Source organism: Roseivirga sp. UBA1976, assembly GCF_002336325.1.
GTDB classification, from domain to species: Bacteria; Bacteroidota; Bacteroidia; order Cytophagales; family Cyclobacteriaceae; genus Roseivirga; species Roseivirga thermotolerans.
In genome coordinates, this window is sequence record NZ_DDDQ01000108.1 from 11,889 (window position 1) to 33,457 (window position 21,569).

At 45.1% G+C, this 21,569-nt stretch carries 20 protein-coding genes; 9 read left to right on the top strand and 11 right to left on the bottom strand.

Annotated features, from left to right (window positions below; all coding sequences use genetic code 11):
- Position 1 precedes the first annotated feature (1 nt).
- Together B3763_RS10825 and B3763_RS10830 are read left to right on the top strand one after the other, a co-directional pair.
- Positions 2 to 766: a LytR/AlgR family response regulator transcription factor gene (locus B3763_RS10825; RefSeq protein ID WP_189631061.1), complete on the top strand. Its 765-nt coding sequence runs from the start codon at positions 2 to 4 to the stop codon at positions 764 to 766.
- Between the two features lie 93 nt (positions 767 to 859).
- Positions 860 to 1,813: a LamG-like jellyroll fold domain-containing protein gene (locus B3763_RS10830; RefSeq protein ID WP_286746383.1), complete on the top strand. Its 954-nt coding sequence runs from the start codon at positions 860 to 862 to the stop codon at positions 1,811 to 1,813.
- A 245-nt stretch (positions 1,814 to 2,058) separates the two neighbouring features.
- Here the strand turns inward: B3763_RS10830 and B3763_RS10835 are convergent, their stop codons facing one another.
- Complete coding sequence (locus tag B3763_RS10835) at positions 2,059 to 4,542, bottom strand: zinc-dependent metalloprotease (RefSeq protein ID WP_286746385.1); 2,484 nt, start codon at positions 4,540 to 4,542, stop codon at positions 2,059 to 2,061.
- A 114-nt stretch (positions 4,543 to 4,656) separates the two neighbouring features.
- Here B3763_RS10835 and B3763_RS10840 point away from each other — a divergent pair, with 114 nt between their 5' ends.
- Both B3763_RS10840 and B3763_RS10845 read left to right on the top strand, forming a co-directional pair.
- Entirely contained in the window at positions 4,657 to 5,571 is a 915-nt protein-coding gene (locus B3763_RS10840) for a sterol desaturase family protein (RefSeq protein WP_286746387.1), read from the top strand.
- A gap of 105 nt (positions 5,572 to 5,676) precedes the next feature.
- A complete protein-coding gene (locus tag B3763_RS10845; protein ID WP_286746389.1) occupies positions 5,677 to 6,192 on the top strand; it encodes a hypothetical protein in 516 nt (171 codons plus the stop codon).
- An 11-nt stretch (positions 6,193 to 6,203) separates the two neighbouring features.
- Here the strand turns inward: B3763_RS10845 and B3763_RS10850 are convergent, their stop codons facing one another.
- Positions 6,204 to 6,854 carry a protein-L-isoaspartate(D-aspartate) O-methyltransferase gene (locus B3763_RS10850; RefSeq protein WP_286746391.1) on the bottom strand — a complete coding sequence of 217 codons (651 nt, stop codon included), beginning with the start codon at positions 6,852 to 6,854 and terminating at the stop codon, positions 6,204 to 6,206.
- 108 nt (positions 6,855 to 6,962) lie between these two features.
- On the opposite strand from B3763_RS10850, the gene B3763_RS10855 reads away from it, so the two are divergent.
- Together B3763_RS10855 and B3763_RS10860 are read left to right on the top strand one after the other, a co-directional pair.
- The gene (locus B3763_RS10855) at positions 6,963 to 7,547 is read left to right on the top strand and encodes a riboflavin synthase (protein ID WP_286746393.1); all 585 of its coding nucleotides are present in this window, start codon (positions 6,963 to 6,965) and stop codon (positions 7,545 to 7,547) included.
- Complete coding sequence (locus B3763_RS10860) at positions 7,544 to 8,632, top strand: o-succinylbenzoate synthase (RefSeq protein WP_286746396.1); 1,089 nt, start codon at positions 7,544 to 7,546, stop codon at positions 8,630 to 8,632. The genes B3763_RS10855 and B3763_RS10860 overlap by 4 nt, the downstream gene beginning before the upstream one ends.
- Before the next feature lie 3 nt (positions 8,633 to 8,635).
- Here the strand turns inward: B3763_RS10860 and B3763_RS10865 are convergent, their stop codons facing one another.
- On the bottom strand, positions 8,636 to 10,834 hold the full coding sequence (locus B3763_RS10865; protein WP_286746397.1) for a DUF5916 domain-containing protein: 2,199 nt from the start codon (positions 10,832 to 10,834) through the stop codon (positions 8,636 to 8,638).
- Between the two features lie 242 nt (positions 10,835 to 11,076).
- Between B3763_RS10865 and B3763_RS10870 the strand changes: the two genes are divergently transcribed.
- Positions 11,077 to 12,138, top strand: a complete 1,062-nt coding sequence (locus B3763_RS10870) for a sensor histidine kinase (protein ID WP_286746398.1) — start codon at positions 11,077 to 11,079, stop codon at positions 12,136 to 12,138.
- 4 nt (positions 12,139 to 12,142) lie between these two features.
- Positions 12,143 to 12,871, top strand: a complete 729-nt coding sequence (locus B3763_RS10875) for a LytR/AlgR family response regulator transcription factor (RefSeq protein WP_189631070.1) — start codon at positions 12,143 to 12,145, stop codon at positions 12,869 to 12,871.
- 23 nt (positions 12,872 to 12,894) lie between these two features.
- Here the strand turns inward: B3763_RS10875 and B3763_RS10880 are convergent, their stop codons facing one another.
- The 7 genes from B3763_RS10880 to zwf all read right to left on the bottom strand — a co-directional run bounded on the left by B3763_RS10880 (position 12,895) and on the right by zwf (position 19,421).
- Positions 12,895 to 13,503 carry an HAD hydrolase-like protein gene (locus B3763_RS10880; RefSeq protein ID WP_286746400.1) on the bottom strand — a complete coding sequence of 203 codons (609 nt, stop codon included), beginning with the start codon at positions 13,501 to 13,503 and terminating at the stop codon, positions 12,895 to 12,897.
- A gap of 148 nt (positions 13,504 to 13,651) precedes the next feature.
- Positions 13,652 to 14,257: a protein-tyrosine-phosphatase gene (locus tag B3763_RS10885; protein WP_286746402.1), complete on the bottom strand. Its 606-nt coding sequence runs from the start codon at positions 14,255 to 14,257 to the stop codon at positions 13,652 to 13,654.
- A 1-nt stretch (position 14,258) separates the two neighbouring features.
- Positions 14,259 to 14,717 (bottom strand): DUF6428 family protein, encoded by a 459-nt coding sequence (locus B3763_RS10890; RefSeq protein WP_286746404.1) that lies wholly within the window; start codon positions 14,715 to 14,717, stop codon positions 14,259 to 14,261.
- Between the two features lies 1 nt (position 14,718).
- Positions 14,719 to 15,057: an ArsR/SmtB family transcription factor gene (locus tag B3763_RS10895; protein WP_189631074.1), complete on the bottom strand. Its 339-nt coding sequence runs from the start codon at positions 15,055 to 15,057 to the stop codon at positions 14,719 to 14,721.
- A 90-nt stretch (positions 15,058 to 15,147) separates the two neighbouring features.
- Positions 15,148 to 17,130 carry a monovalent cation:proton antiporter-2 (CPA2) family protein gene (locus B3763_RS10900; RefSeq protein ID WP_286746406.1) on the bottom strand — a complete coding sequence of 661 codons (1,983 nt, stop codon included), beginning with the start codon at positions 17,128 to 17,130 and terminating at the stop codon, positions 15,148 to 15,150.
- 29 nt (positions 17,131 to 17,159) lie between these two features.
- Positions 17,160 to 17,879 carry a 6-phosphogluconolactonase gene (gene pgl, locus B3763_RS10905; RefSeq protein ID WP_286746409.1) on the bottom strand — a complete coding sequence of 240 codons (720 nt, stop codon included), beginning with the start codon at positions 17,877 to 17,879 and terminating at the stop codon, positions 17,160 to 17,162.
- A 15-nt stretch (positions 17,880 to 17,894) separates the two neighbouring features.
- Positions 17,895 to 19,421 carry a glucose-6-phosphate dehydrogenase gene (gene zwf / locus B3763_RS10910; protein ID WP_286746412.1) on the bottom strand — a complete coding sequence of 509 codons (1,527 nt, stop codon included), beginning with the start codon at positions 19,419 to 19,421 and terminating at the stop codon, positions 17,895 to 17,897.
- Positions 19,422 to 19,568: 147 nt separating this feature from the next.
- On the opposite strand from zwf, the gene gndA reads away from it, so the two are divergent.
- On the top strand, positions 19,569 to 20,972 hold the full coding sequence (gndA, locus tag B3763_RS10915) for an NADP-dependent phosphogluconate dehydrogenase (protein ID WP_286746415.1): 1,404 nt from the start codon (positions 19,569 to 19,571) through the stop codon (positions 20,970 to 20,972).
- Here gndA and B3763_RS10920 read toward each other — a convergent pair.
- Positions 20,969 to 21,569, bottom strand: a 601-nt coding sequence (locus tag B3763_RS10920) for a GntP family permease (RefSeq protein WP_414707133.1), incomplete at its 5' end; no start/stop codon positions are given. The two genes, gndA and B3763_RS10920, sit on opposite strands and share 4 nt — an antisense overlap.

Below are 21,569 nucleotides of genomic sequence, written 5' to 3' on the forward strand. Positions count from 1 at the left end.
CATGAAAACACTCATAATAGACAATGAGAAAAGCATTAGGGAAGGGCTGAAACAGATGCTGGCTACTTATTGCCCCAAGGTGGTGGTTGCCGGTGAGGCCAATAGTGTAGCGACTGCCAAAGAACAAATTTTGCAAAACCAACCAGAGCTCATGTTTTTAGATGTAGAACTTGGTGATGGCCTGGGGATAGACCTTATCCGTTCATTCAAAAAGCTAGAAACTCAGGTGATCTTCATTACGGCTCATCACAAATATGCCATAGATGCTTTTCAATGCAGTGCGCTCGATTTTTTGCTTAAGCCCATAGATCCGGAAGATCTGGTAAATGCAGTGCGCAAGGCAGAGCAGTTTAGTCTGGTAAAAGACCTTGAGGCCCAGCTAAAAGTATTGGAAGACCGGTTGAACAAAGCCAATCAGCTTCCTGAAAAAATAGTTCTTACTGATTCTGAGAGTATTTATCTGGTGAAAGTGAACGATATTCTTTGGTGTGGGGCTGAGGGTAGTTATACCCGTTTTACCCTGGCCGATGGCTCCGAAATACTGGTATCTAAGAACCTTAAAGCGTATGAGGGTATTCTGGAGGGAGACCGTTTTTTGCGCATACATCACTCATACCTCGTTAATATTCAACACATCAAGCGGTTCGAGCGTAGCGAAGGAGGACTTCTTGTGATGGACAATGGCCAGATATTGCCCGTTTCGGTTCGAAAAAAAGACAATCTCATGCAGTTGCTAAAGACCTGGAACGAAACACTTATTAAGTAAAAAAAGGCAACTGTCTACTTATTCCTTTCGGTGGCTAAACCCTTGGGTATTTGGGCCATATTCTTAGCAAATTGAAGACTATACACTAGGGCTATGAAGTGGTTATTTTCTTCTGCTATTTTTCTTACTTCTCTTTGGTTTACATCCGGAAGTGGTACCCCAAACGGGCAGAACCTAAGGGTTTTTGCCGACTTTGAGGCAGAACAACTTACTGTTGAACAAGGCCAGAAGGTAAAGTTTATGGACAGGTCTAAAGGTCACCCTAACTTCTGGAGCTGGAGTTTTGAACAAGGATTGCCCAACCGGGCTATAGGAGCAACCCCCGAAGTGTATTATGCCAAAGCCGGGGTGTACGATGTAACTATTACAGTATCAGACGGGGAGAGTACAGACACCAAAGTAATGAAGGATTACATAAAGGTAAGGGGGGTGTTGCATAACCTGCGGTTTGACGGAATGCTCCGTGACGATGCCAATGTGAATACAGCGATTGAGTTTAATGCCGGGCCTCAGTTTGAAAGAGACAGAAGCGGAGCTGCCGGCAGAGCACTGCATTTGATTGGGCATGAGCGAATTAAGCTGCCACCTAACCAGAGGTTTAAAACCAATGAGCTAAGCCTTAGCCTTTGGCTTAAGGCTCCTAAGAAGCAAGATACTCAGATGATTATAGTAGAGCAGTATGCGGGCCGTTCGGCCGACTTCGGTTTTCGGTTGTTGCTTACCAATGGCCACTTGCAATTTGAGGGCAGAGATGGCAGCCAGCTGATGCGAAGCAGCGGGCTTAGCCGCACTACTGTAGATGATAACGAATGGCACCATGTGGTTGCCGTAATGACTGCCGATAGCCAATGGCAGGTTTGGGTAGATGGCATTTTAGAAGCCCACAATGCATATACATACACTATACCGGAGCAATACAATCCGGCCAATTTAACCATTGGGCATTCAGAGCGTTTCGATTTTCGCACGTTTGAAGGCTTGCTCGATGAGGTCGTGATTTATAATAAAGCACTTAGCATGAGGTCCATCGTAGAATTGCTCAATTAAGAGCCATTCTGCGTTGACTCATGGTTTTGGTTGTGTCAATAGAGAGAGTGTCTTAAAAGCATTTGTCTGCTGTTGCTCCAATGTGTTTGGAAAGGTTCTATTGAGGTGGGTTTGGTTGGTATCTATTCTCCTCAATGGTCAACAGTTTAAGCCCGGTGTTTTTGGTGCTCTCTTGGATTCTGGAATTAGTTGATTCTTGGAATGAGGTAAAAAGGAAGGTTCGTACGGAACCTTCCTTTTTCAATTTAGTTATCCAGGTCTAAAATTTCTTCTATTCTATCTTTCAGGTCAGCCAAGTGCAGGTTTCCTGCCCGGTCAGAGGTATATCTTCCTCTGGCCGATCCAATGTCTCTCAGCAGAGCTCTCAATTCGGCTTTTACCACCGGTCGAATGTCGGACTGTGAGATGTTGACCTCCCTGGCCTGGAAAGAACTGGCTTCATTTTTTAACAAATATTCCATTCGCTCCACAAAGGCTCGTTGCAAATTTCTTCGGTAAGTAGAAATAGGAGCACCGGAAGCCAACTCAGTAAAGAGTCCTTGGCGTACATCGGTCACCAATTGATGTATGGTGTAGGTATTGCGACCTTTGAAAGCTTCGGCCTCAATCAGGCGTTGCATGCGCACAGGGTCTAGTACAGAGTTGAGGAACGATGATTGTGTACTTCTGATACGGTTCACTGCCCCAAAGTCTTCCAGCTTTCGCAACAGATTCTCATCTAAAAGCCAATCAGGAGTAGCAAAAGCATATTTCATTAGCCAGTTCACGGCCTCAGTTTGCTGGCCCTCCGGAACAACCTCAAAAACAGCTCCCTGCTGATCGGTCGATTTTAGGTTTTCTGTTACACCTCCAATGTTGGTGATCACATGGCCTACAAACCTTCTCCACTGGCCAATTATTTCGCCATAAATTTCTTGAGTGTCATCATAGCTTTCACCGGGAGTAGTGGTCCACTCCAAGAGGTTGGGTACTACTTTCTTTAAGTTTTCCATACCATAGGCGCTTGCCTTCATGGAGTTATCTCCCAGGTCTTCGGTTTGAGCCTCAGGGTTTGAGCCATTGCTAGATCCAAAGCGGAACATACGATCATTGGCCTTTTCTAAAATCCACTGATCGAGAGTATTGGTTTCGGCCTCCGGGCTATTTGCACCGGGAATTACCCGGTAGCCCCAGTTGATCACGTATTTATCGTATGGCCCTATTTTTCGTATAAACCGTGTTACTCCATCGCCCGGCTGAGCAATGTAGTTAAGCCGAGCATAATCCATGATGGTAGGAGCAACACCATACTCTTCAGCAAACTCCGGGTTTCGAAGTGACTCAACAGGGTAGGCAGAACTGGCTTTCATGTTGTGGGGGAGTCCGAGGGCATGGCCTATTTCGTGGGCAATTACGGCACGCATCATTTCTCCAATGTCATCTTCGGGTGTATTGAGGGTGCGGGCCCTCGGGTTGGCCGCTCCGGTCTGAATCATGTACCAGTTGCGGTAAGACCGCAGATGGTTGTGAAACCAGATAATGTCGCTTTCAATAATTTCTCCGGTTCTGGGGTCGGCAGTGCTGGGGCCTACTGCATTTCGGGTCATACTGGCAATGTAACGCACTGTAGAGTAGCGGGCGTCTTCGGGGCTCCAGTCGGGGTCTTCTTCTTTGCTGGGAGGGTCTTTGGCAATTATGGCATTTTTAAATCCGGCTGCTTCAAAAGCAACCTGCCAATCTTCTATTCCCAGCTTGAACCATTTCCTGAATTTTTCAGGAGTAGCCGGATCAAGGTAGTAGACAATCGGTTTTACAGGCTCCACCAGTTCTCCACGGGCATAGGCGGCCGGGTCTTTTGGCTCTAGTCTCCAACGTTTGAGAAAACTCACCTGATCGCCTTTGAGTGCATCGGAGCTGTAGTTGATATTGCCTACGGTGAACCAGCCTACACGCTCATCGGCCAACCGGGGCATCATGGGGTTTTCAGGGAGTTTAACCATCGATTGGCTCACCTTCATGGAAATTACTCCGGCCGATTCGTTGGAAGGAGGCCTGCCGGCATCGTACGTCATTACCTGGCGTACTTCTATATTGATGGGAAATGACTTTACCGATTCAACGTAGCTTTTATCATTTTCCAGTCTTCTTATTTGCAGCTGGCTTCTCAAGCCCGAGCTCAGGGCGCTAATGGCTCTGGTGTCTTGATTGAAAAAGCCTGTAATATCAATAAGGTAGGCCGAAGAGTCTTTTGGTTGTCCTTCAATTTTAAAAGAGCCAATAATAGGCGCAAAGTTGTTGTCGGCTACCGATTTATAAATGGCGTCTGTGCTGTCGGCCACATTGTTATAAGAGATCGATTTCAGGTAAATTCGCCCTTTTATTTCCTGCCACTGTACCACCTGCTCGTTCATTTTCCATCCCGAACCTAAAAACGGACTTAGGTTTTCAGGACTGGAAACCAGCCGGGTAATCCAGAGCATGTCTTTGTTGAGCTCCGACTTCGGGATTTCAAACATAATCTTCTCATCGTTCTGATATACCTTGAAGAGGCCATCATCGGCTTTCAGGCCTTTTACAACCGATTCGTATGTTTTTTCATTTTTTTTAGGAGCTTCTTGCTTGGGACTTTCAGGGGGAGTGTCCTGCTTGTCCCGGTTTCTGCGTTGAGCATCTACATGAGTAGTGGTCAGAAGCAGAAAGGCCGCGGCCAGCAATGCGGCTGACGGTCTTAAAATGCGGGTGACTTTCATAGAATTGATAAATTTGAAATTTAGATGTAACCAAGTGAATTAACCTTTAGGAAAAAAAGTTATTCTTACCATTGGTTAGAGTTTAGTTTAACAGCGGGTTTAAAGCGGCTAATTGTGGAGAAGTATTTGGAAATAATTGCTAATGCATACCGTGGCTATGCTCAGTACTTGTGGCAAGAGATCACCTTTCAGTACGATTACAAACCCTGGTGGCAAAACTATTTTTGGGCGCTAATTCTTATTTCTGCCTTTTTTTTGCTCTGGGAGTGGCTCAGACCCTGGCGCGAAAACCAGCCCCGCTTTAGAAAAGATTTTTGGCTCGATGCCTTTTACATGTTCTTTAACTTTTTCCTCTTTTCGCTTATTGTTTTCAATGCGCTTTCCGAAGTTGTTGTCAATGCCTTCAATGATTTACTGGCCGTTTTTGGTCTTTCCAATATAGTAGCTCTAGAAATTGCCTCCTGGCCTGTGGGCTTGCAGTTGCTAACCTTGTTTGTGGTTAGAGACTTTGTACAATGGTGGACCCACAGATTGCTGCACTACGTGCCCTGGCTTTGGGAATACCACAAGGTGCACCACTCGGTAGAAGAAATGGGCTTTGCGGCTCATCTGAGGTATCATTGGATGGAAACAGTAGTGTACAGAACCATTGAATACATTCCGCTGGCTATGATTGGTTTTGGTATTGACGACTTTTTCTTTGTACACATGTTCACACTGGCGGTAGGGCACTGGAACCATGCCAATATTCGGGTGAAACTGGGCCCTTTAAAATACATCTTCAACCACCCTAACATGCACATGTGGCACCATGCCCACGACTTACCTGCCGAAAGAGCGCGGGGAGTGAACTTTGGCCTTACGCTTAGTGTGTGGGATTATATTTTTGGAACGGCTTACATACCACACTCCGGCAAATCCATAAAGCTGGGTTTTCCCGGAATCAAAAGGTTTCCTAAAACCTTTTGGGGGCAGATAACTCATGGATTTAAACGCTCGGAAGAGGCACAGGCAGCGAAGAAGCCCTAATTGATCGCTCCAAGAGAGTGCTTGAGCGTGTGAATGCCTGATATTTAGCAAGTACCACATTGGCTATATCTACTATATTTAGCTTCTGGATAATCTTCAACCATCATGAAAAAAGTAGCCTATCTATTCCTTTTTTGTGCCTTAGGTTTTTCTAGCCGGGCTCAAACCGCCAAGCCGGAAGACGTAGCGTCTATGGACGCTATTCTTACGGCCTTATATGATGTTATTTCAGGCCCCGCTGGTGAAAAGCGTGACTGGGAACGCATGAAAGGCCTATTCATACCAGAGGGCAGACTTATTCCTTCCGGCAAAAATCAGCAAGGTAATTTAGTGTACAGGTGGTGGTCGGTAGATGAGTACATTCAGACCAACGGGCCGGCCCTGGAACGCTCAGGTTTTTATGAAACGGAAATTGGCCGAAGGGTAGAAGAGTATGGCACTATTGCCCACGTTTTCAGCACCTATGAAACACGAAGGTCTGCCAGTGACAAGGAGCCATTTATGCGCGGCATTAATAGCATTCAGTTGCTCAACGATGGAAAACGATGGTGGATTGTGAGCGTAATGTGGATGGGAGAAAACCCTCAGTTTCCTTTGCCCGATAAGTACCTCAGGAAGTAGCCTTTGAATACTTACTTTCGCCATCCATCAGCGCCCAGCAATGGCACAAACTTAAAGTTGTCGAACGATTCTGTTCTCACCTTGTTTTCGGCTGTTTTTGTAATGCGGAGCATACGTTGGGTTTTGGCATCGCCCACAGGAATAACCAGTACACCGCCAACGCGTAGTTGATCAATGAGCGCATCGGGCACAGTAGGCGCGCCTGCCGTAACAATTATCTTGTCGTAAGGGGCATATTGGGGTAATCCTTTGGAGCCATCGCCAAAGAAAAAATTGGGTTTATAACCCATGGAGGGCAAAAATCGCCTGGTTCGCTCATAGAGCTCCTTTTGGTATTCAATGGTGTATACATCGGCCCCAAGTTCCAGCAGCACTATGGCCTGATAACCCGAACCGGTGCCAATTTCAAACACCTTGTCGCCCGGTTGTACTTGTAGAAGTTCCGACTGAAAAGCTACCGTGTAAGGTTGAGAGATGGTTTGCCCGGCCCCAATGGGAAAGGCCTTGTCTTCGTAGGCGTGTTCCAGAAAAGCATTTTCAAAGAAAAAATGTCTGGGTATTTTGCCAATGGCAGCCAAAACCCGCTCATCCTCAATGCCCTTCTCTCTGACAACCTTTACCAGTTGCCTTCTCATGCCTTTGTGTCTGTAAGAGTCTACCATAGAGCCTTCGAAGTTATTTCAAAAATCAGAGAACCATTAAAAAAAATGTCTGTTTTCATTAGAGTTGAAGAGAAAATTTTTTCTGAATTAATTCATTAACATTGCCCTATGTTTACCGGAATAATTGAAACCCTTGGTCAAGTAGTTGATATTCAAAAAGAAGGCACTAATGTGCATTTCGATGTAGAATCTGCCATTGGCCACGAACTAAAAATAGACCAAAGTGTGGCCCACAATGGCACCTGTCTTACCGTGGTTGCCCTCAAAGAGAAGGTGCACCGGGTAACGGCCATAGATGAGACTCTCAAGAAGACCACCCTTGGCAATTGGAAAGTGGGTACATTGGTTAATTTGGAGCGCTGCATGGTGGCCAATGGCCGTTTCGATGGGCATGTGGTGCAAGGCCATGTGGATCAGATTGGCACAGTTACGGCCATTGCTGAACAGGAGGGGAGTTGGTTGTTCGACTTTGCTTATGATGCTTCTTTGGGGAATGTGACGGTTGAAAAAGGTTCTATTTGCATTAACGGAACCAGCCTTACCTGTTTCAACTCTCAGCAAGGGAACTTTAGAGTTGCCATTATTCCATACACTTTTGAGCATACCAATTTTAAAGAACTACGGGTGGGCGATAAGGTCAATCTGGAATTTGATATTATTGGTAAGTATGTAAAGAGACTTTTGGGCCAATGAGACTTAGGTTTCAGGTTATTCCTCATGTATTAAAGTTTCGGTTCGAAGCCGGTACTTCGCGTGGTTCTTTTACAGAGAAACCCACGTGGTTTATAAAAGCCGTTAATCAGGAAACCGGCCAGGTAGGTTGGGGAGAGGCCAGCCCTTTGAAAGGTCTTTCTAAAGACTATGTTCCGGATTATTCCAATCGACTAGAGCAATACCTCAACGCTTGTGAGGGAAACGATATTCCTGAAACAGAGCCGGAGGTACTGGAGTTTGTTTCTCAAGTTATTCCTGCCGAGTTTCCGTCCATCCGTTTTGGCCTCGAAACAGCCTTGCTCGATATCGCTCAGGGGGGCGGTTTTTGCCTGTTCAACAATGATTTTGCAAAGGGCAAAAACAGAATTCCTATTAACGGATTGGTGTGGATGGGCGATGAAAGCTTTATGAGAAGGCAAATTGAAGAAAAATTGAAAGCCGGCTTTGGTACCATAAAAATGAAGATTGGCGCCATTGATTTTTCAACGGAACTAAGCCTGCTCGAATCTATTCGAAAACACTACACCAGTCGTGAAATTACCCTCAGAGTGGATGCCAATGGTGCTTTTGATGCTCACAACGTGTATGACCATTTGCACGAGTTGGCGGCTTTAGAGATTCACTCCATTGAACAGCCCGTGGCTCCGGGACAATGGTCGCTAATGGCAGAACTTTGCCAGGCAAATTTAATCCCCATAGCTCTGGACGAAGAGTTGATTGGAGTGCATGACACAGGGGAAAAAGTACGCTTGCTGGAAACAATAAGGCCGCAATATATTATTCTAAAACCATCGTTGGTAGGAGGTATAGGCTCTAGCCGTGAGTGGATAAACCTGGCAAACTCAAGGCAGATTGGCTGGTGGATGACCTCCATGCTCGAGTCGAACATAGGTTTGAATGCCATTGCGCAGTTCACCGCTCAATACACTAACCTATTGCCACAAGGCTTGGGTACAGGCCAGCTGTACCACAACAACGTGTCTTCTCCACTCACCATTCGAGGTGGGCAATTGCTCTACGATTACCACCAAGCCTGGACCATACCCCATGCACTTCAAGGTTGAAACTTACATATTGAGCCAATAGGTAACCTTAAACACTACCTGTCGGTTTTTTATGTTCAACCCATCAATTCCGTAATTGTCGGTGTAGACTATGAACAGGTCTGACATGGGCTTGTAGCGCCATTGAAAACGCGAGAAGATGTTGTAGTTCTCGGCCTGAGAGTTGTATTGTACGGAAGTGGTCCAGAACATACGGTTGGAAAAACTGATTTCTGTGTTAAACCTGAAAAGGTGCAGGTCGGTTTCTCCAAACCCTTCAGCTAGTTTCACTTTATTGAAGTCGTAGTTTACACTAAAAGTACCCCATGGCTGTGCCCGCATATTGAGTCCACCGGAGAGTCCTGTTTTGGTACCGTTATAAAAGCTACCGTAGCTAAGCCGTAAATCGGTGCTGAAAATCTTTCTTCGGTCGCTGGAGTAGGATACAAAATTATCGCTGAACCGGTAATTGGCCACCGGTAAGTTCCGGTCTCCTCCAATCAGATTGGTTGGAACGGGCAGTTCTACTTCAAAAAACATACGATTAAAATTGAGCTCAGAAGTGTTTTTGAAGATAAAATCATAGGCCATCCCATGACGCCTCTCATTGAGGCTTCCATCTGTATTGAACCAGGCCATATGCCAGGTGCGTATGCCGTGTTGGTTGAGAGCGGAGCTTGGGTTTTCGGGCAGAAACCTATACATGAGCCAGGGGTTAATGTGTGCATAGCCTTGACGCGTTACCTCTTTGGTTTCTGCATTGTAGTTGTACAGTCGTGGGTTAAAACCCAGTTCTGTTTCGTGGTTTTTTCCTACCACATCTAAAGCCCAACCCATTCGCAGATTTCTGTCGCGATAGCCTCCACTCATGCCATAATAGTGATTGTCGCCCAGCTGCTCTTCAGTTTCTGCCAAATGGTATCTAAGGGTATTGTTCCAGCTTCCTGAGGGGTGTACGTAGTTAAATTCAATTCCTCCGTTTCGGCCATAGTCGCCATTTGCGCCTTTTCGATTCATGAAAATTCCCTTAATGACCGACCGGCTTAGCACTCGCTGATGGACAGCTAATACCGAGTAGTTGTTTGAGGCCAATTCTTCGGTCGATCCGGTTTGCACGTTCATGGCTCCCACACGCATGTTATCTGTTACATTGCCGGTGAGCCGTGCACCGTAGGTTATGGGTACCTGCCGGCCATTGTTGAGCCCGATGGTTCTGGAGAAGAATGGCTGCACTTGCCAGCTACCGAAGTTGGAAAATATATCACCGTTTTCCAGAAAGAAGTTTCTGCGTTCGGGAAAGAAAATACTGAAACGGGAGAGGTTGGTGACCTGTTGATCGACATCGGCATTGGAGAAGTCCGGGTTTAGGGTCAGATCCAGATTGAGCGAACTGGTAATGGCCACCTTGGCATCCAGCCCTGCATCAATTTCACTTTCGTAGTCTTCCTGCACTTCGGTTTGAAAGTCTCTGGTAGTCGATCCGGCCAGATAAGGGATAAGTACTACTTTGCCTTCGGCTTTTTTAGGTGGAGCATCCCATTGCATAGTGCCCATAAAGTTGATGTCAACGCCACCAAAACTGAGCGGAAACTGGGTCCAGGTAGAGTAATGGTTGCGCTCCATATCCCCTCGAATAAAATTGACTCCCCAGGCTGTAGACTGGCTATTGTAGCGAAGGGTTTTAAAAGGTATGGCCATTTCTACCAGCCAGTGGTCGGCATAGCTCTTTACCTCCGAAAACCACTTGTTGTCCCAGTTTTCATCGAAGTTGGTGTTTCCGTTTTCTACATTCATAAGAGCCTCAATTTGAGCTCCTCCGGCATTTACGCCAAAGAAGAAACCACTCTGCTTGTTATTGAAAGGATCAATTATAAAAGTGAAATTATCGCTGTTCCAGTGAGCTTCTCTATTGTCTCTTCGGAGCGACTGAACCACCCGATCTCCGTTGTCGTAGAGTTTGGCCATAACGTAAATAAACTCATCGTCATAGGTGCACCATACCTCTGTGCGGGCTTCGGCCTCGCCAGTATCGTAAGGCCAGTGGTTCATCAGTTTGTCAATTTTACCGGCCTGTTGCCAGGCCGGTTCATCAGCCGAACCATCGACTATTATGGGCGATTGAGTCTTGGTAATTCGGTACTGATAGGTACTTCTTGTATCGGTTTGTTGAGCTGTTAGGCTCAGAGTAAATGCACAAAGCGCAAGAGTTAAAAAAGCTTTCATTTTGAGTTGTTGACTTGGGTGTTAGCTGCTTTTACTCCAATAATTTCCTGAGGTTCAGGGAATAGCGGCTTTTTAGACTAAAGACTTAGTTTTGGTGTCTAATGGCATAAAACGGGCTACGAAGTCACTCGTCATAGCAATGGTGTATTTGGTGCCATTAGTTGTGTAGTTTGTCTATTTGTATGAATATTAGAAACTTATGGCCTAAGTTTAGTGCTTAAACACATGAGTTCACCAGTCTTATGAGCAAACCCCGTTTAGAGAATCTCCTTTTCAATAGCCCCAGAATTGTCTGGCATCTGGTTTTCTGGGCGGTTTATATTCTCTTTTTCGGCATTGTTTACGGAAGCTTTGAGGAGAAGTATGCGCTGCAAATTCTGATTCAGTCTACTGATGCTTTGGTACAACTACCGGCTGTCTATCTTACCCTTTATGTATTAATGCCGGTTTACCTGTTCCGTCAACGGTATGCCCGTTTCTTTGGCTGGTTAATTGTACTCATTCTTACCTTTTCCATGCTGGCCTGGATTGGCTATCTGTTAGTACAACAGCCTTTGTTTTGGCCGGAAGATACTTACCGAAGTCCTATCATAAACATTGGCAAGATTCTAAAATTCACCACTAAGATATATCCGGTAGTGTTTCTGGCTGTTGTGATTAAGTGGTTCAAGTATTGGTATTTGGAGCAGAAGAAGAATCAACAGCTTGTAGAGGATAAACTGGAGGCGGAGTTAAAGTTCTTGAAAGCTCAAATCCATCCTCATTTCTTGTTCAACACGCTAAACAACCTTTATGCGCTTACCCTCAAGCGAAGCAAAGATGCTCCAGAGGTGGTTTTAAAACTTTCGGAATTGCTCGATTACATGCTCTATGAGTGCAATGCCGATAAAATTCCTTTGAGTAAAGAGGTAAGACTACTGCAAGGCTATATTGAACTGGAGAAAATTCGTTACGGGGAGCGGCTGAATGTGAGCTTTAATATGACTAAAGAAAACGGAGAGAAAATGATTGCTCCTTTGGTCATCTTGCCTTTTGTTGAAAATGCCTTTAAGCATGGGGCCAGTGAGGAATTGGAAGACTCGTGGATATCGATAGATATAGCCTCAAAAGACAAAAGCCTAACCTTAAAGGTTGAAAACAGTAAAAGTAATCATACCGATTCGGAAGATCACTTCTCTTACAAAGAGGGTATTGGGCTCAAAAATGTGAAGCGAAGGCTGGAGATACTTTACCCGGAGCAGCATGAATTGAATATCCACGAATCGTCAGACTCTTTTTTGGTGGTGTTGAAACTGAATTTTTAGACCAATGAAACTTAAATGCCTGGTAGTTGATGATGAACCGTTAGCCCGAGAGGTGATTATATCGCATATAGAGAAAATTGAGGCTTTGGAATTAGTGGAGCAATGTGATAATGCGCTCAAGGCCTTTGAAGTACTCAAGAAAGAACCGGTCGATTTAATATTTCTGGACATTCAAATGCCTAAACTCAATGGTATTGAATTCTTGAAAGTGCTGAACCCCGAAGCCCAGATTATTTTTACAACGGCCTATAGAGAATATGCTCTCGAAAGCTATGAGTTGAATGTGGCCGACTACCTGCTAAAACCTGTTTCGTTTCACCGTTTTCTCAAAGCCGTAAATAAGGTGGTAGAAGTGCAACAAGAAGAAAATAATGCTGTAGAACCGGCCGACAAATTAAGAACAGACGAACCGCACATTTTTCTCAAGGCCGACCGCAAAATGGTGAAGGTATATCTGAAAGACATTCTGTATATCGAAAGCCTCAAGGATTATGTGCGCATTAAACTACCCGGAAGAGAAGTAATTTCGTTGCAGAAAATCTCATTTTTAGAAGAGAAACTTCCGGAAGACTGTTTCATAAGAGTACACCGATCGTTTATAGTTCCTTTCAAAAAAATTGAAGCTTTCTCTAACCATGCGGTTGAGGTGAATGGTGTAGAAATTCCTATTGGCCGCAACTATAAGGAACAGGTGTTAGAACAGCTCAACTCAAGCAAATCTATTATTAGTTAAGGCCATACGATTGTGTGCTTCGGTTAGGCCCGGTAACCTGCATTTTCTTTGAGCCAGCCTGGCAATTCGCTAATAGATGTCAGCCGCGGAAATTTATAGCCGTTTATTTGGGCTGAACCTAACTGCTCGTGTGCCCAGGTATCATGAAAGGGTATGTGAATAGCTTGTGCACCCAGATCGAGTAGTGGAATTATATCTGACTTAAGCGAATTGCCCACCATAAGCAATTCATTTTCTGTTAGTTGGTGTCTTTTAAGCAGGGCAGCGTAAGTGGCAGTGTCTTTTTCGCTAACTATTTCAACTGCACTAAAGTACCGATCGAGGTTAGACCGTGCAATCTTATTCTCCTGATCCCACAAATCACCTTTGGTAATAACCATTAGCCTGTAGTGATTCTCCAGCTCATCGAGAACCTCTTCTACACCCGGTAATACCTGCACGGGATGCTGGAGCATTTCTTTACCCAACCGGATGATACGTTCTACATCACGACCCTTTAGCGCATAGTCTGTCAGCTCCAAAGCTGTTTCTATCATTGAAAGAGTAAAACCTTTTATACCATAGCCGAATAGTTGAAGATTTCGTATTTCTACCGCGTAAAGCTCCTTTTCCAAACCGGAATCAATGGTCATATAGTCGCTTAGAATTTTAAGCGGGTATCGGTGAAAATGGGTTCATTGACCCAAAGCGTATCGTCTGCGTCAAAGGCAATGGTGGTAAGGCTAGGCATGCTTCAAATTAGCAACTAATAAGCCATTTCCGGCAAGGAAATATAGGTTTTTATGACTGGTCCTTTTGTAATTCTCTAAACACGTAGAGCATTTCAGAGGCAACTTTCAGGTTAATATCGTCATAGGCCAATTGCACATCTGGTGTGTTATCGAAAGCCTTGGGGTCAGAATAGGTAAGAGGAATTCTGGCTGAGGCTTGCGGTATGTAAGGGCATGCTTCATAGGCTGCATCACAGGTCATTACTGCAATGAAGGGGTGTTTTAGGTTGTCGGGGTGATCGAAAAGCTTGGAGTACATGGTCAGCCGGGTTTGCTTATCGATGGTAACCCGATGCCTGGGGTTTTCACTCTCGTCCATGAGCTCTATGCCAAAGCCCATTCGTTGACAGGAGGCTGCTGCATGGGCATTGAATCGGGTTACTTCCGTTCCTCCAGACAAAGAGCGTATGTTGTAGCCAAAAAAGCGCGCAGCCGTTTGAGCCCAGAGCTGGGCCATTTGGCTTCTGCGAGAGTTATGGGTACAAATGAACTGTAGGGTAGGAGTGCCGGAACACTCCTTTATTTTACCCATTAATTCATTTAGAAGGCTCTTTCTTTCATGAGAAATAGGAAGCTTTTGAGCCTTTTCAATGGTTTGGAGTAATAGCGCATTCATATTAACAACAACCACCTCCCGGGCTGCAACAAGCCGCTGACGCTTCTGCCTGAGAGGCCGGTTGTTCAATTCCGCAACTGTCTTTGGCCAGGCAGTCGGTTTGTTGGGTAGTGAGCCAAAACTCTCCATTGTAGAAGTCCAGACCAAATTTTTGGATGGTCGATTCACCCTGATATTCTACTTCAATTACTTGATCGGTAAGGTTGAGGTGACGCTCCGAAAGAGATATGATAGATTTTAATTTTTGTGGTGCTAGGCGGTGGTCATAGTCATTGGAGGTCCATAATTGAAAATTAATGACCGATTCGTTTCGAATAGTTCCGCCACAATCTATAAAGTGTTTGGTAACGGCACCAACCTCAGTTACATGAAAGTGCGAGGGTATTTGAGTGCCGTCAGGCAAACGAAAAGAAATTTCTTGAAGATTCTCCAGTATGTGTTTTAATTCAGATAGCTTCATATCAACAGCGTTTAGAGTTACACGGATCAGGACTATAAGACTGAAACAAACGATTTAGTCTCGACTCAAAATATTTCCAACGCTCGGCATTAATACAATAGCTCATGCTTACACCTTCTATAGTCCCTGATATGAGCCCTAGACTTTTGAGCTCTTTTAGGTGTTGACTAATAGTAGCCTGAGCCAGTCCTAGTTCGGCAACCAAATCGCTATTAATGCAGGCATTGGCTTTAAGTAAATGTTCGAGTATGGCTATTCTGGCCGGGTGAGCAAGAGCCTTGGCCATATTGGCCAGTTCGTTTTGCTCGGTGGTAAATAAATCTGTTTTTGTTAGCCCCATAAATACATTGCAATATTACGATGAATAGATCATACGACCTAACTTTGGCTATATATTTTTCCCTTAAGTTCTGTGTTTTCTGTACCGGGCTCAGGTAGCCAGCCGGTAGAAATTCTCAATGTTGTGCTGTTCACCCTGCACGTAGACAATATCGCCCTGCTTAATCTTCTGGTCAGCACTAATGTTCTGAATTAGTTCATTGTTTCTGGATATGGCCAGAATATTAATGCCGTAATTGTTCCGTATTTGCAGGTCTTTAAGCGGCTTACCCACCAGTTTGGAGCTATCGGTAGTCACCCGGAGGCAGGTAATGTTAAAGTCTGGAAATTTAGAGGGCTTAAAGGTTCTCGGTAGCGATTTTTTATTTTGAAAGAGCTCGTAGTTATCGGCCCTAACAGCTTCAATAAAGCGGTTGATGTCGTCTACCGGTACTAAAAACTGGTGGAGTATTCTGGAGAATATTTCAATGGATGTTTCGAATTCTTCAGGAATAACTTCGTCAGCACCAAGGGCCAACAGCTCATTCATTTCTTTTACATATCGGGTGCGGACAACGAGGTAAACCGATTGCGATATGCTTCTTATATTACTAATGATGGCCTTGGTGGCCTTGGGGTCTGAGATAGCAATTACCACCCCTCTGGCCTTATGAAGGTGCACATGTTCTAAAATGTGCTTTTGAGAGGCATCGCCAAAAAGTATAGGTATCTCCTTTAGCCTTTCTCTTCTTACTGTTTCTGCGTTGAGCTCTAGCACCACATAGGGTATTTGGTTTACCCGTGCGGCATGGGCCACATTCGAACCATTCACTCCATAACCAATTATCACCAGATGGTTGCTGAGTTCATCGGGCGCATCTTCTAAAACAGGTTGTAGTCCGCTCATTTTCTTAGTAACCGAGTCGACTAACCGAGACCTAAGGGCCAGGCTGGAAAGCCGCTCAGAAAACATCATAACAAAAGGTGTGCAGAGCATAGAAAGAATGGAAACGGCTAAAAAGTATTGGTTGGTTTGGTCATCAATTAGCCCGTATTCTATTCCTGTTTTAGAGAGAATAAAAGCGAATTCTCCAACCTGAAAGAGCGCCAGTCCGGTAAGGATAACCGTGCGTGGTGGGTATTTAAGCACAGCCACAGCAAAAGAGGCAATGGCCGATTTGAGTACAAACACACCTACGAGCAGCAAGAGTATTGGCCCCAGATTTTCAAGCAAAAAGAATACGTCAAGTAACATACCTACCGATATGAAGAAGAAGGAGGTGAACAGCTCACGAAAGGGGAGTATTATGCTTGTGGCCTGATGGCTATATTCCGATTCTGATATGATGAGTCCGGCCAAAAAAGCTCCTAAAGCCAGTGAAAGCCCGGCCTCGGAGGTAAGAAAGGCCACAGCAAAACAGATGGTAATGGTGGCCAATAAGAAGAGCTCTTTGCTTTTGGTCTTAGCTATGGCATACATGAGCTTAGGCACCAAATAACGCGCACTTAGAATGGTGACAAGAATAACCACAGCCGACTTTATGACCAGCTCGATAACACTTTGGGTTACATTGGTGGTTGCTCCGGCAATAATGGGAGTAACCAGCATCATTGGCACAACTATGATGTCTTGAAAAATGAGAATTCCCAGGGCATTTCTGCCGTGTGGTGTAGAAATTTCGTTACGCTCCTGAAAAATGGAGAGCACAATGGCTGTACTGGAAAGTGAGAAGAGAAAGCCCGTAAAAACAGCTTCATTCCAACTACTACCCAAAAGATAATATATACCTCCGGAGAACACCACTGTGAGCCCCACCTGCAACAGCCCCCCTATAAAAACGGTCCGTTTTATAGACATTAGTTGTTTGATGGAAAGCTCCATGCCAATTACAAACAATAGCAGAATGACTCCGATTTCGGCAATAATTTCTACCTGTTCGGCAGCTTCTACCAGGCTAAAGGCATAAGGGCCAATGAGAATGCCTGTGAGCAAAAAGCCAAGTATAGAGGGCAATCGTAAACGCTGAAGAAGAAAAACAATGATTACTGAGAAAACCAGCAATACCAGTAAGTCTTGAAGCAGCGGTAGGTGCATAATCTACTTAATTTAGGGTGTTTGAAAGGTTAGGGCTTTTTATAGCTGCTTGCCGCAGCTTCATCGAGAAACCAGATTAATTCTCCTTCTTTGGGGTTGATGTGATAGGCCGGATATGATTTGGCCACATCTTGTTCTTCAAAAATCTGTTTTATCTTCTCCTTCTTGTTGTCTCCGGTCACCAAAAAACATACGGAGCGTGCCTGGTTAAGTACCGGGCCCGTGAGCGTGACTCTTTTCTGGCCGGTTTCCGGGTGGTTGGCTACTTCACAGGTTTTGGCACTGTCCAGCAATTCAATTTCATGAGGAAAAATAGAAGCTGTATGGCCATCAGTTCCCATGCCCAGAATGATTATGTCGAATACCGGATTTCCGTCTTTCTTTGGTAGGTTTTGCTCAATTAACTGCCCGTAGCGAATGGCTTCTTGTTCAGGGTCGTTTTCTCCCAGCACTCTGTGTATGTTGCCTTCAGGAATGTTCACCTTAGCCAGTAAATGCTCATTCGTCATTTTATAGTTGCTGTCGCTGTCGGTAGGTGCTACACAACGTTCATCGCCCCAGTAAAGGTTTATTTTTGTCCAGTCAAAGGCTGCGGCATAGTCTGTAGCCAACAGGTCGAAAAGTATTTTTGGTGTAGAGCCACCGGAAAGTGCCACATTCATTGCTCCATGCTGTTTGTGCCAGGCCAGCATATATTCGGCAAAGGCTTTGGCGGTAGCAATGGGGTTTTCACAAATATTGATTTGCATAATTTTCTTCTTCAGTTAAAGTTCACAGTAATTCCCATCGTTTGTCAGGTTGCTGCAGGGGTATCGCCAGGTCATTTTATCTCCTTCAATCAGGCTGTCTGCATTTTCCGGCCCCCAGGTTCCTGAAGGATATCCATAAATGGGCACTTCGTCATTGGCCCATGCTTTGAGTATTGGGTCTATAAATTCCCAGGCAGCTTCGGTGGAGTCGCCACGGGCGTAAAGAGTAGCATCTCCCTGCATGCAATCCAGTATCAGGCGTTCGTAAGCATCAGGTACATACACATTGCTGAGATCGTCATAGTGAAAGTCCATATTTACATGCTCCGTATTGTAGCCGGCTCCCGGAATCTTCATGGCGAATTTCAGTAATATACCTTCGTTGGGCTGAATTCTCAGTACCAATGTGTTTTGCGGGTTGGCCAGATGCGGGTTGGCCGAGAAAAGGTGATGATGGTTAGGTTTGAAGTGAATAACCACTTCTGTAACCCGGGTAGGGAGGCGTTTTCCGGTGCGTATATAGAAGGGTACACCTGCCCAGCGCCAGTTGTCGATATAAAACTTGAGAGCAGCATAAGTTTCCGTTTTAGAATTCGGGTCAACTCCTTCTTCTTCGCGATAGCCCGGCACTTTTTCTCCTCGAATGGTAGAGGCCGTATATTGGCCTCTGATTACATTTTTGGCAATATCTTCAGTGGTGTATGGTCTCAGACTTTGAAACACCTTAAGTTTCTCATTTCTAATACTTTCGGCATCGGCTTTCACGGGAGGTTCCATGGCTACCAGCGCTACGAGCTGAAACAAATGGTTTTGCACCATGTCGCGCAAGGCCCCGGAAGAGTCGTAGTATCCGCCTCTTTTTTCTACTCCCACGCTTTCTGCCGCGGTAATTTCAACCCGATGAATGTAGTTCCGATTCCATAGGGGTTCGAATATGCTATTGGCAAACCGGGTAACAAACATGTTTTGTACCGTTTCTTTACCCAAGTAGTGATCGATTCTGTATATCTGATCTTCCTCAAAGAATTTTCTCAGGTGTTGGTTCAAGTGCCTGGCCGATTCCAAATCATATCCAAAGGGTTTTTCTACAATCAGCCGGCTCCATCCGTTTTTTTGACTATTCAAGCCATTGGCCGCCAGCCCCTCGGCAATAACCTCATATAGGCTGGGAGGGGTAGAGAGGTAGAAAATGTAATTATGACAGGTAGCCTTCTCCTCGTCTAGTGCCCTAAGCCTTTCTTTGAGTGTGGCATAAGCCTCTATGTTTTTGGTGTCGAGCGACTGGTAATGAATGAGCTTGGAAAACGCATTAAGGTCGTCTTGACTTACTTTATTTTTGTCGGTGAGATGCTCGTTCTCAAAAACCACACTCTGCCTGTATTCTTCATCGCTGTAAGCTGTGCGCCCCACACCAACTACAGCATAGCACTCGGCTAAAAAGCCTCCTTTAAAAAGATTGAAAACTGCAGGGATTAACTTGCGCTTGGTCAAATCGCCTGAGCCTCCGAATATTACCAAAACTTGATCGTCAGTTTTTTTCATTAATGTTTTATGCCTTGCTAAGGCTTTGTTTCTTTGTACAGTCTAAATCAGTTTTACCCGCTAAAGTTCCGCGATAAAGATAATGGGTTGTGGTCAGAGTAGAGGAACTTAATGGTAGTTTTAGAACTTGGAAATTAAAACAAAAGCATGTCTCAAGAAAAGTTTGATTTTGGCCTTATAGGGCTGGGCGTAATGGGTAAGAACTTTATTCTTAATGTGGCCGACCATGGTTTTTCGGCTCTGGGCTACGACCTGGATCAGGGCAAGGTGGAAGGGCTCATTGAGGAAGCCGGTAATGATAAAGTTTCGGCCACAACAGATGCAGATACTTTTTTGGCCGGACTAAAGCGACCTCGAAAAATTATGCTGTTGGTTCCGGCCGGAAAACCCGTAGACGCAGTAATAGAGAGTTTGAGGCCTAAGTTGAATGAAGGAGATATTATTATAGATGGAGGTAACTCGTTTTATACTGATACCGACCGGAGGTTTGAATCGCTGGCCAAAGACAAAATTCACTTTTTTGGAGCCGGAGTTTCCGGTGGGGCTAAAGGCGCCCGGGTGGGGCCTAGCATTATGCCCGGGGGCAATAAAGAGGCCTATGAACATATCCGACCTATTTTTGAAGCTGCATCGGCTAAGGTAAATGGTGAACCTTGCGTGGCACATTTGGGAAATGGTTCGGCCGGAAATTATGTGAAGATGGTGCACAACGGCATTGAGTATGGCCTTATGCAGCTCATTTCAGAGGTATACGATATAATGAAGCACGGCCTCCAAATGTCTAATGTTGAAATGAAAGCCACTTTTGAGGCTTGGAACCAAGCCGAACTCGGTTCTTTCCTTACAGAAATTACGGCAGACATATTGGGAGTTCCTGATGATTTGGAAACCGGTGCATTGGTAGATGCCATTTTGGATAAGGCAAAACAAAAAGGAACCGGAAAATGGACTTCGCAAAACGCCATGGATCTGGGAGTGCCAATACCTACGGTAGATGCTGCTGTACGGATGCGCGAAATTTCTTCGTTCAAAAGTATGCGCGTTGAGGCAGCTAAACTATACACTTTGCCCATGGCTGAACGGGCCGATTTATCGACCGATGAACTGAAAGCCGCGCTCTATACTTCCTTTATTGTTACTTATGCGCAAGGACTCCACCAGCTATCGGAGGCTTCTAAGGAATATAATTATGACCTGAATCTGGAGGTGATTGCTAAAATTTGGAGAGGCAGATGCATTATCAGGGCAAAATTCCTTGAAGAGATTCGTAAGGCCTATTCGTTCAATAAATCGCTGCAACATCTGTTGCTCAATGAGCAAATAGCCGAATTAGTGAAAACTAACCTCCCTCATTTAGCTAAGGTTTGCGCTGAGGGTATGCGTCTTGGTCTGCCGGTTTCGGCTTTGGCAGCATCACTTAACTATTTCAATGCATTCAAGGCCGAACGTTTGCCGCTAAACCTCATTCAGGCCCAGCGAGACTATTTTGGATCTCATACCTATGAGCGATTGGATCGGCCGGGTATTTTTCATACAGAGTGGGAGGCTTAAACGAACTGATAGGCAATAAGCACGAGGATAAAGCTGGTAACAGAAATAAGGCTCGACTGTATGGTCCATGAGCGCAGGGTTTGTTGTACAGACTGGCCTAAAATGCGATTGACTAACCAAAAACCACTGTCGTTTACGTGAGACATAACGATGCTGCCTGAGGCAATGGCCATCATGATGAAGGTTTTCTCCAGCATGTTCAGGTCCATTCCCGGTAATACAGCGGCTACAATTCCGGCACCGGTGAGCATCGCCACCGTAGCACTGCCTTGCATAATACGTACCAGCACGGTAACCAGGTAGGCTAGTAGAAGCACAGAAAAGCTTGTATTTAGCATGCCCTGGGCTATTATATCTCCTATACCGGTGTTAATCATTACGGTTTTAAGAACTCCTCCTGCCCCGGTTATCAGAATAATAGAGCCGGCCGGAGCCAGTGAATCATTAGAGAGTTTGAACAAGGCCTCTTTTCCTAAGCCCTTTTTGACCCCAAGAAAGTAAAGGGCTAGAAAGGTAGCCAATAGGAGTGATACAAACGGATGTCCTATAAAAGCCGCAATATCGACAAAAACCGAAGAAGCTATGAGGCCTTCACGA

Excerpts from the sequence above, each read along its gene's own strand:
- B3763_RS10825 (WP_189631061.1), top strand. The coding sequence starts at position 2 with ATGAAAACACTCATAATAGACAATGAGAAAAGCATTAGGGAAGGGCTG.
- B3763_RS10830 (WP_286746383.1), top strand. The coding sequence starts at position 860 with ATGAAGTGGTTATTTTCTTCTGCTATTTTTCTTACTTCTCTTTGGTTT.
- B3763_RS10835 (WP_286746385.1), bottom strand. The coding sequence starts at position 4,542 with ATGAAAGTCACCCGCATTTTAAGACCGTCAGCCGCATTGCTGGCCGCG.
- B3763_RS10845 (WP_286746389.1), top strand. The coding sequence starts at position 5,677 with ATGAAAAAAGTAGCCTATCTATTCCTTTTTTGTGCCTTAGGTTTTTCT.
- B3763_RS10850 (WP_286746391.1), bottom strand. The coding sequence starts at position 6,854 with ATGGTAGACTCTTACAGACACAAAGGCATGAGAAGGCAACTGGTAAAG.
- B3763_RS10855 (WP_286746393.1), top strand. The coding sequence starts at position 6,963 with ATGTTTACCGGAATAATTGAAACCCTTGGTCAAGTAGTTGATATTCAA.
- B3763_RS10860 (WP_286746396.1), top strand. The coding sequence starts at position 7,544 with ATGAGACTTAGGTTTCAGGTTATTCCTCATGTATTAAAGTTTCGGTTC.
- B3763_RS10865 (WP_286746397.1), bottom strand. The coding sequence starts at position 10,834 with ATGAAAGCTTTTTTAACTCTTGCGCTTTGTGCATTTACTCTGAGCCTA.
- B3763_RS10870 (WP_286746398.1), top strand. The coding sequence starts at position 11,077 with ATGAGCAAACCCCGTTTAGAGAATCTCCTTTTCAATAGCCCCAGAATT.
- B3763_RS10875 (WP_189631070.1), top strand. The coding sequence starts at position 12,143 with ATGAAACTTAAATGCCTGGTAGTTGATGATGAACCGTTAGCCCGAGAG.
- B3763_RS10880 (WP_286746400.1), bottom strand. The coding sequence starts at position 13,503 with ATGACCATTGATTCCGGTTTGGAAAAGGAGCTTTACGCGGTAGAAATA.
- B3763_RS10885 (WP_286746402.1), bottom strand. The coding sequence starts at position 14,257 with ATGAATGCGCTATTACTCCAAACCATTGAAAAGGCTCAAAAGCTTCCT.
- B3763_RS10890 (WP_286746404.1), bottom strand. The coding sequence starts at position 14,717 with ATGAAGCTATCTGAATTAAAACACATACTGGAGAATCTTCAAGAAATT.
- B3763_RS10895 (WP_189631074.1), bottom strand. The coding sequence starts at position 15,057 with ATGGGGCTAACAAAAACAGATTTATTTACCACCGAGCAAAACGAACTG.
- B3763_RS10900 (WP_286746406.1), bottom strand. The coding sequence starts at position 17,130 with ATGCACCTACCGCTGCTTCAAGACTTACTGGTATTGCTGGTTTTCTCA.
- pgl (WP_286746409.1), bottom strand. The coding sequence starts at position 17,879 with ATGCAAATCAATATTTGTGAAAACCCCATTGCTACCGCCAAAGCCTTT.
- zwf (WP_286746412.1), bottom strand. The coding sequence starts at position 19,421 with ATGAAAAAAACTGACGATCAAGTTTTGGTAATATTCGGAGGCTCAGGC.
- gndA (WP_286746415.1), top strand. The coding sequence starts at position 19,569 with ATGTCTCAAGAAAAGTTTGATTTTGGCCTTATAGGGCTGGGCGTAATG.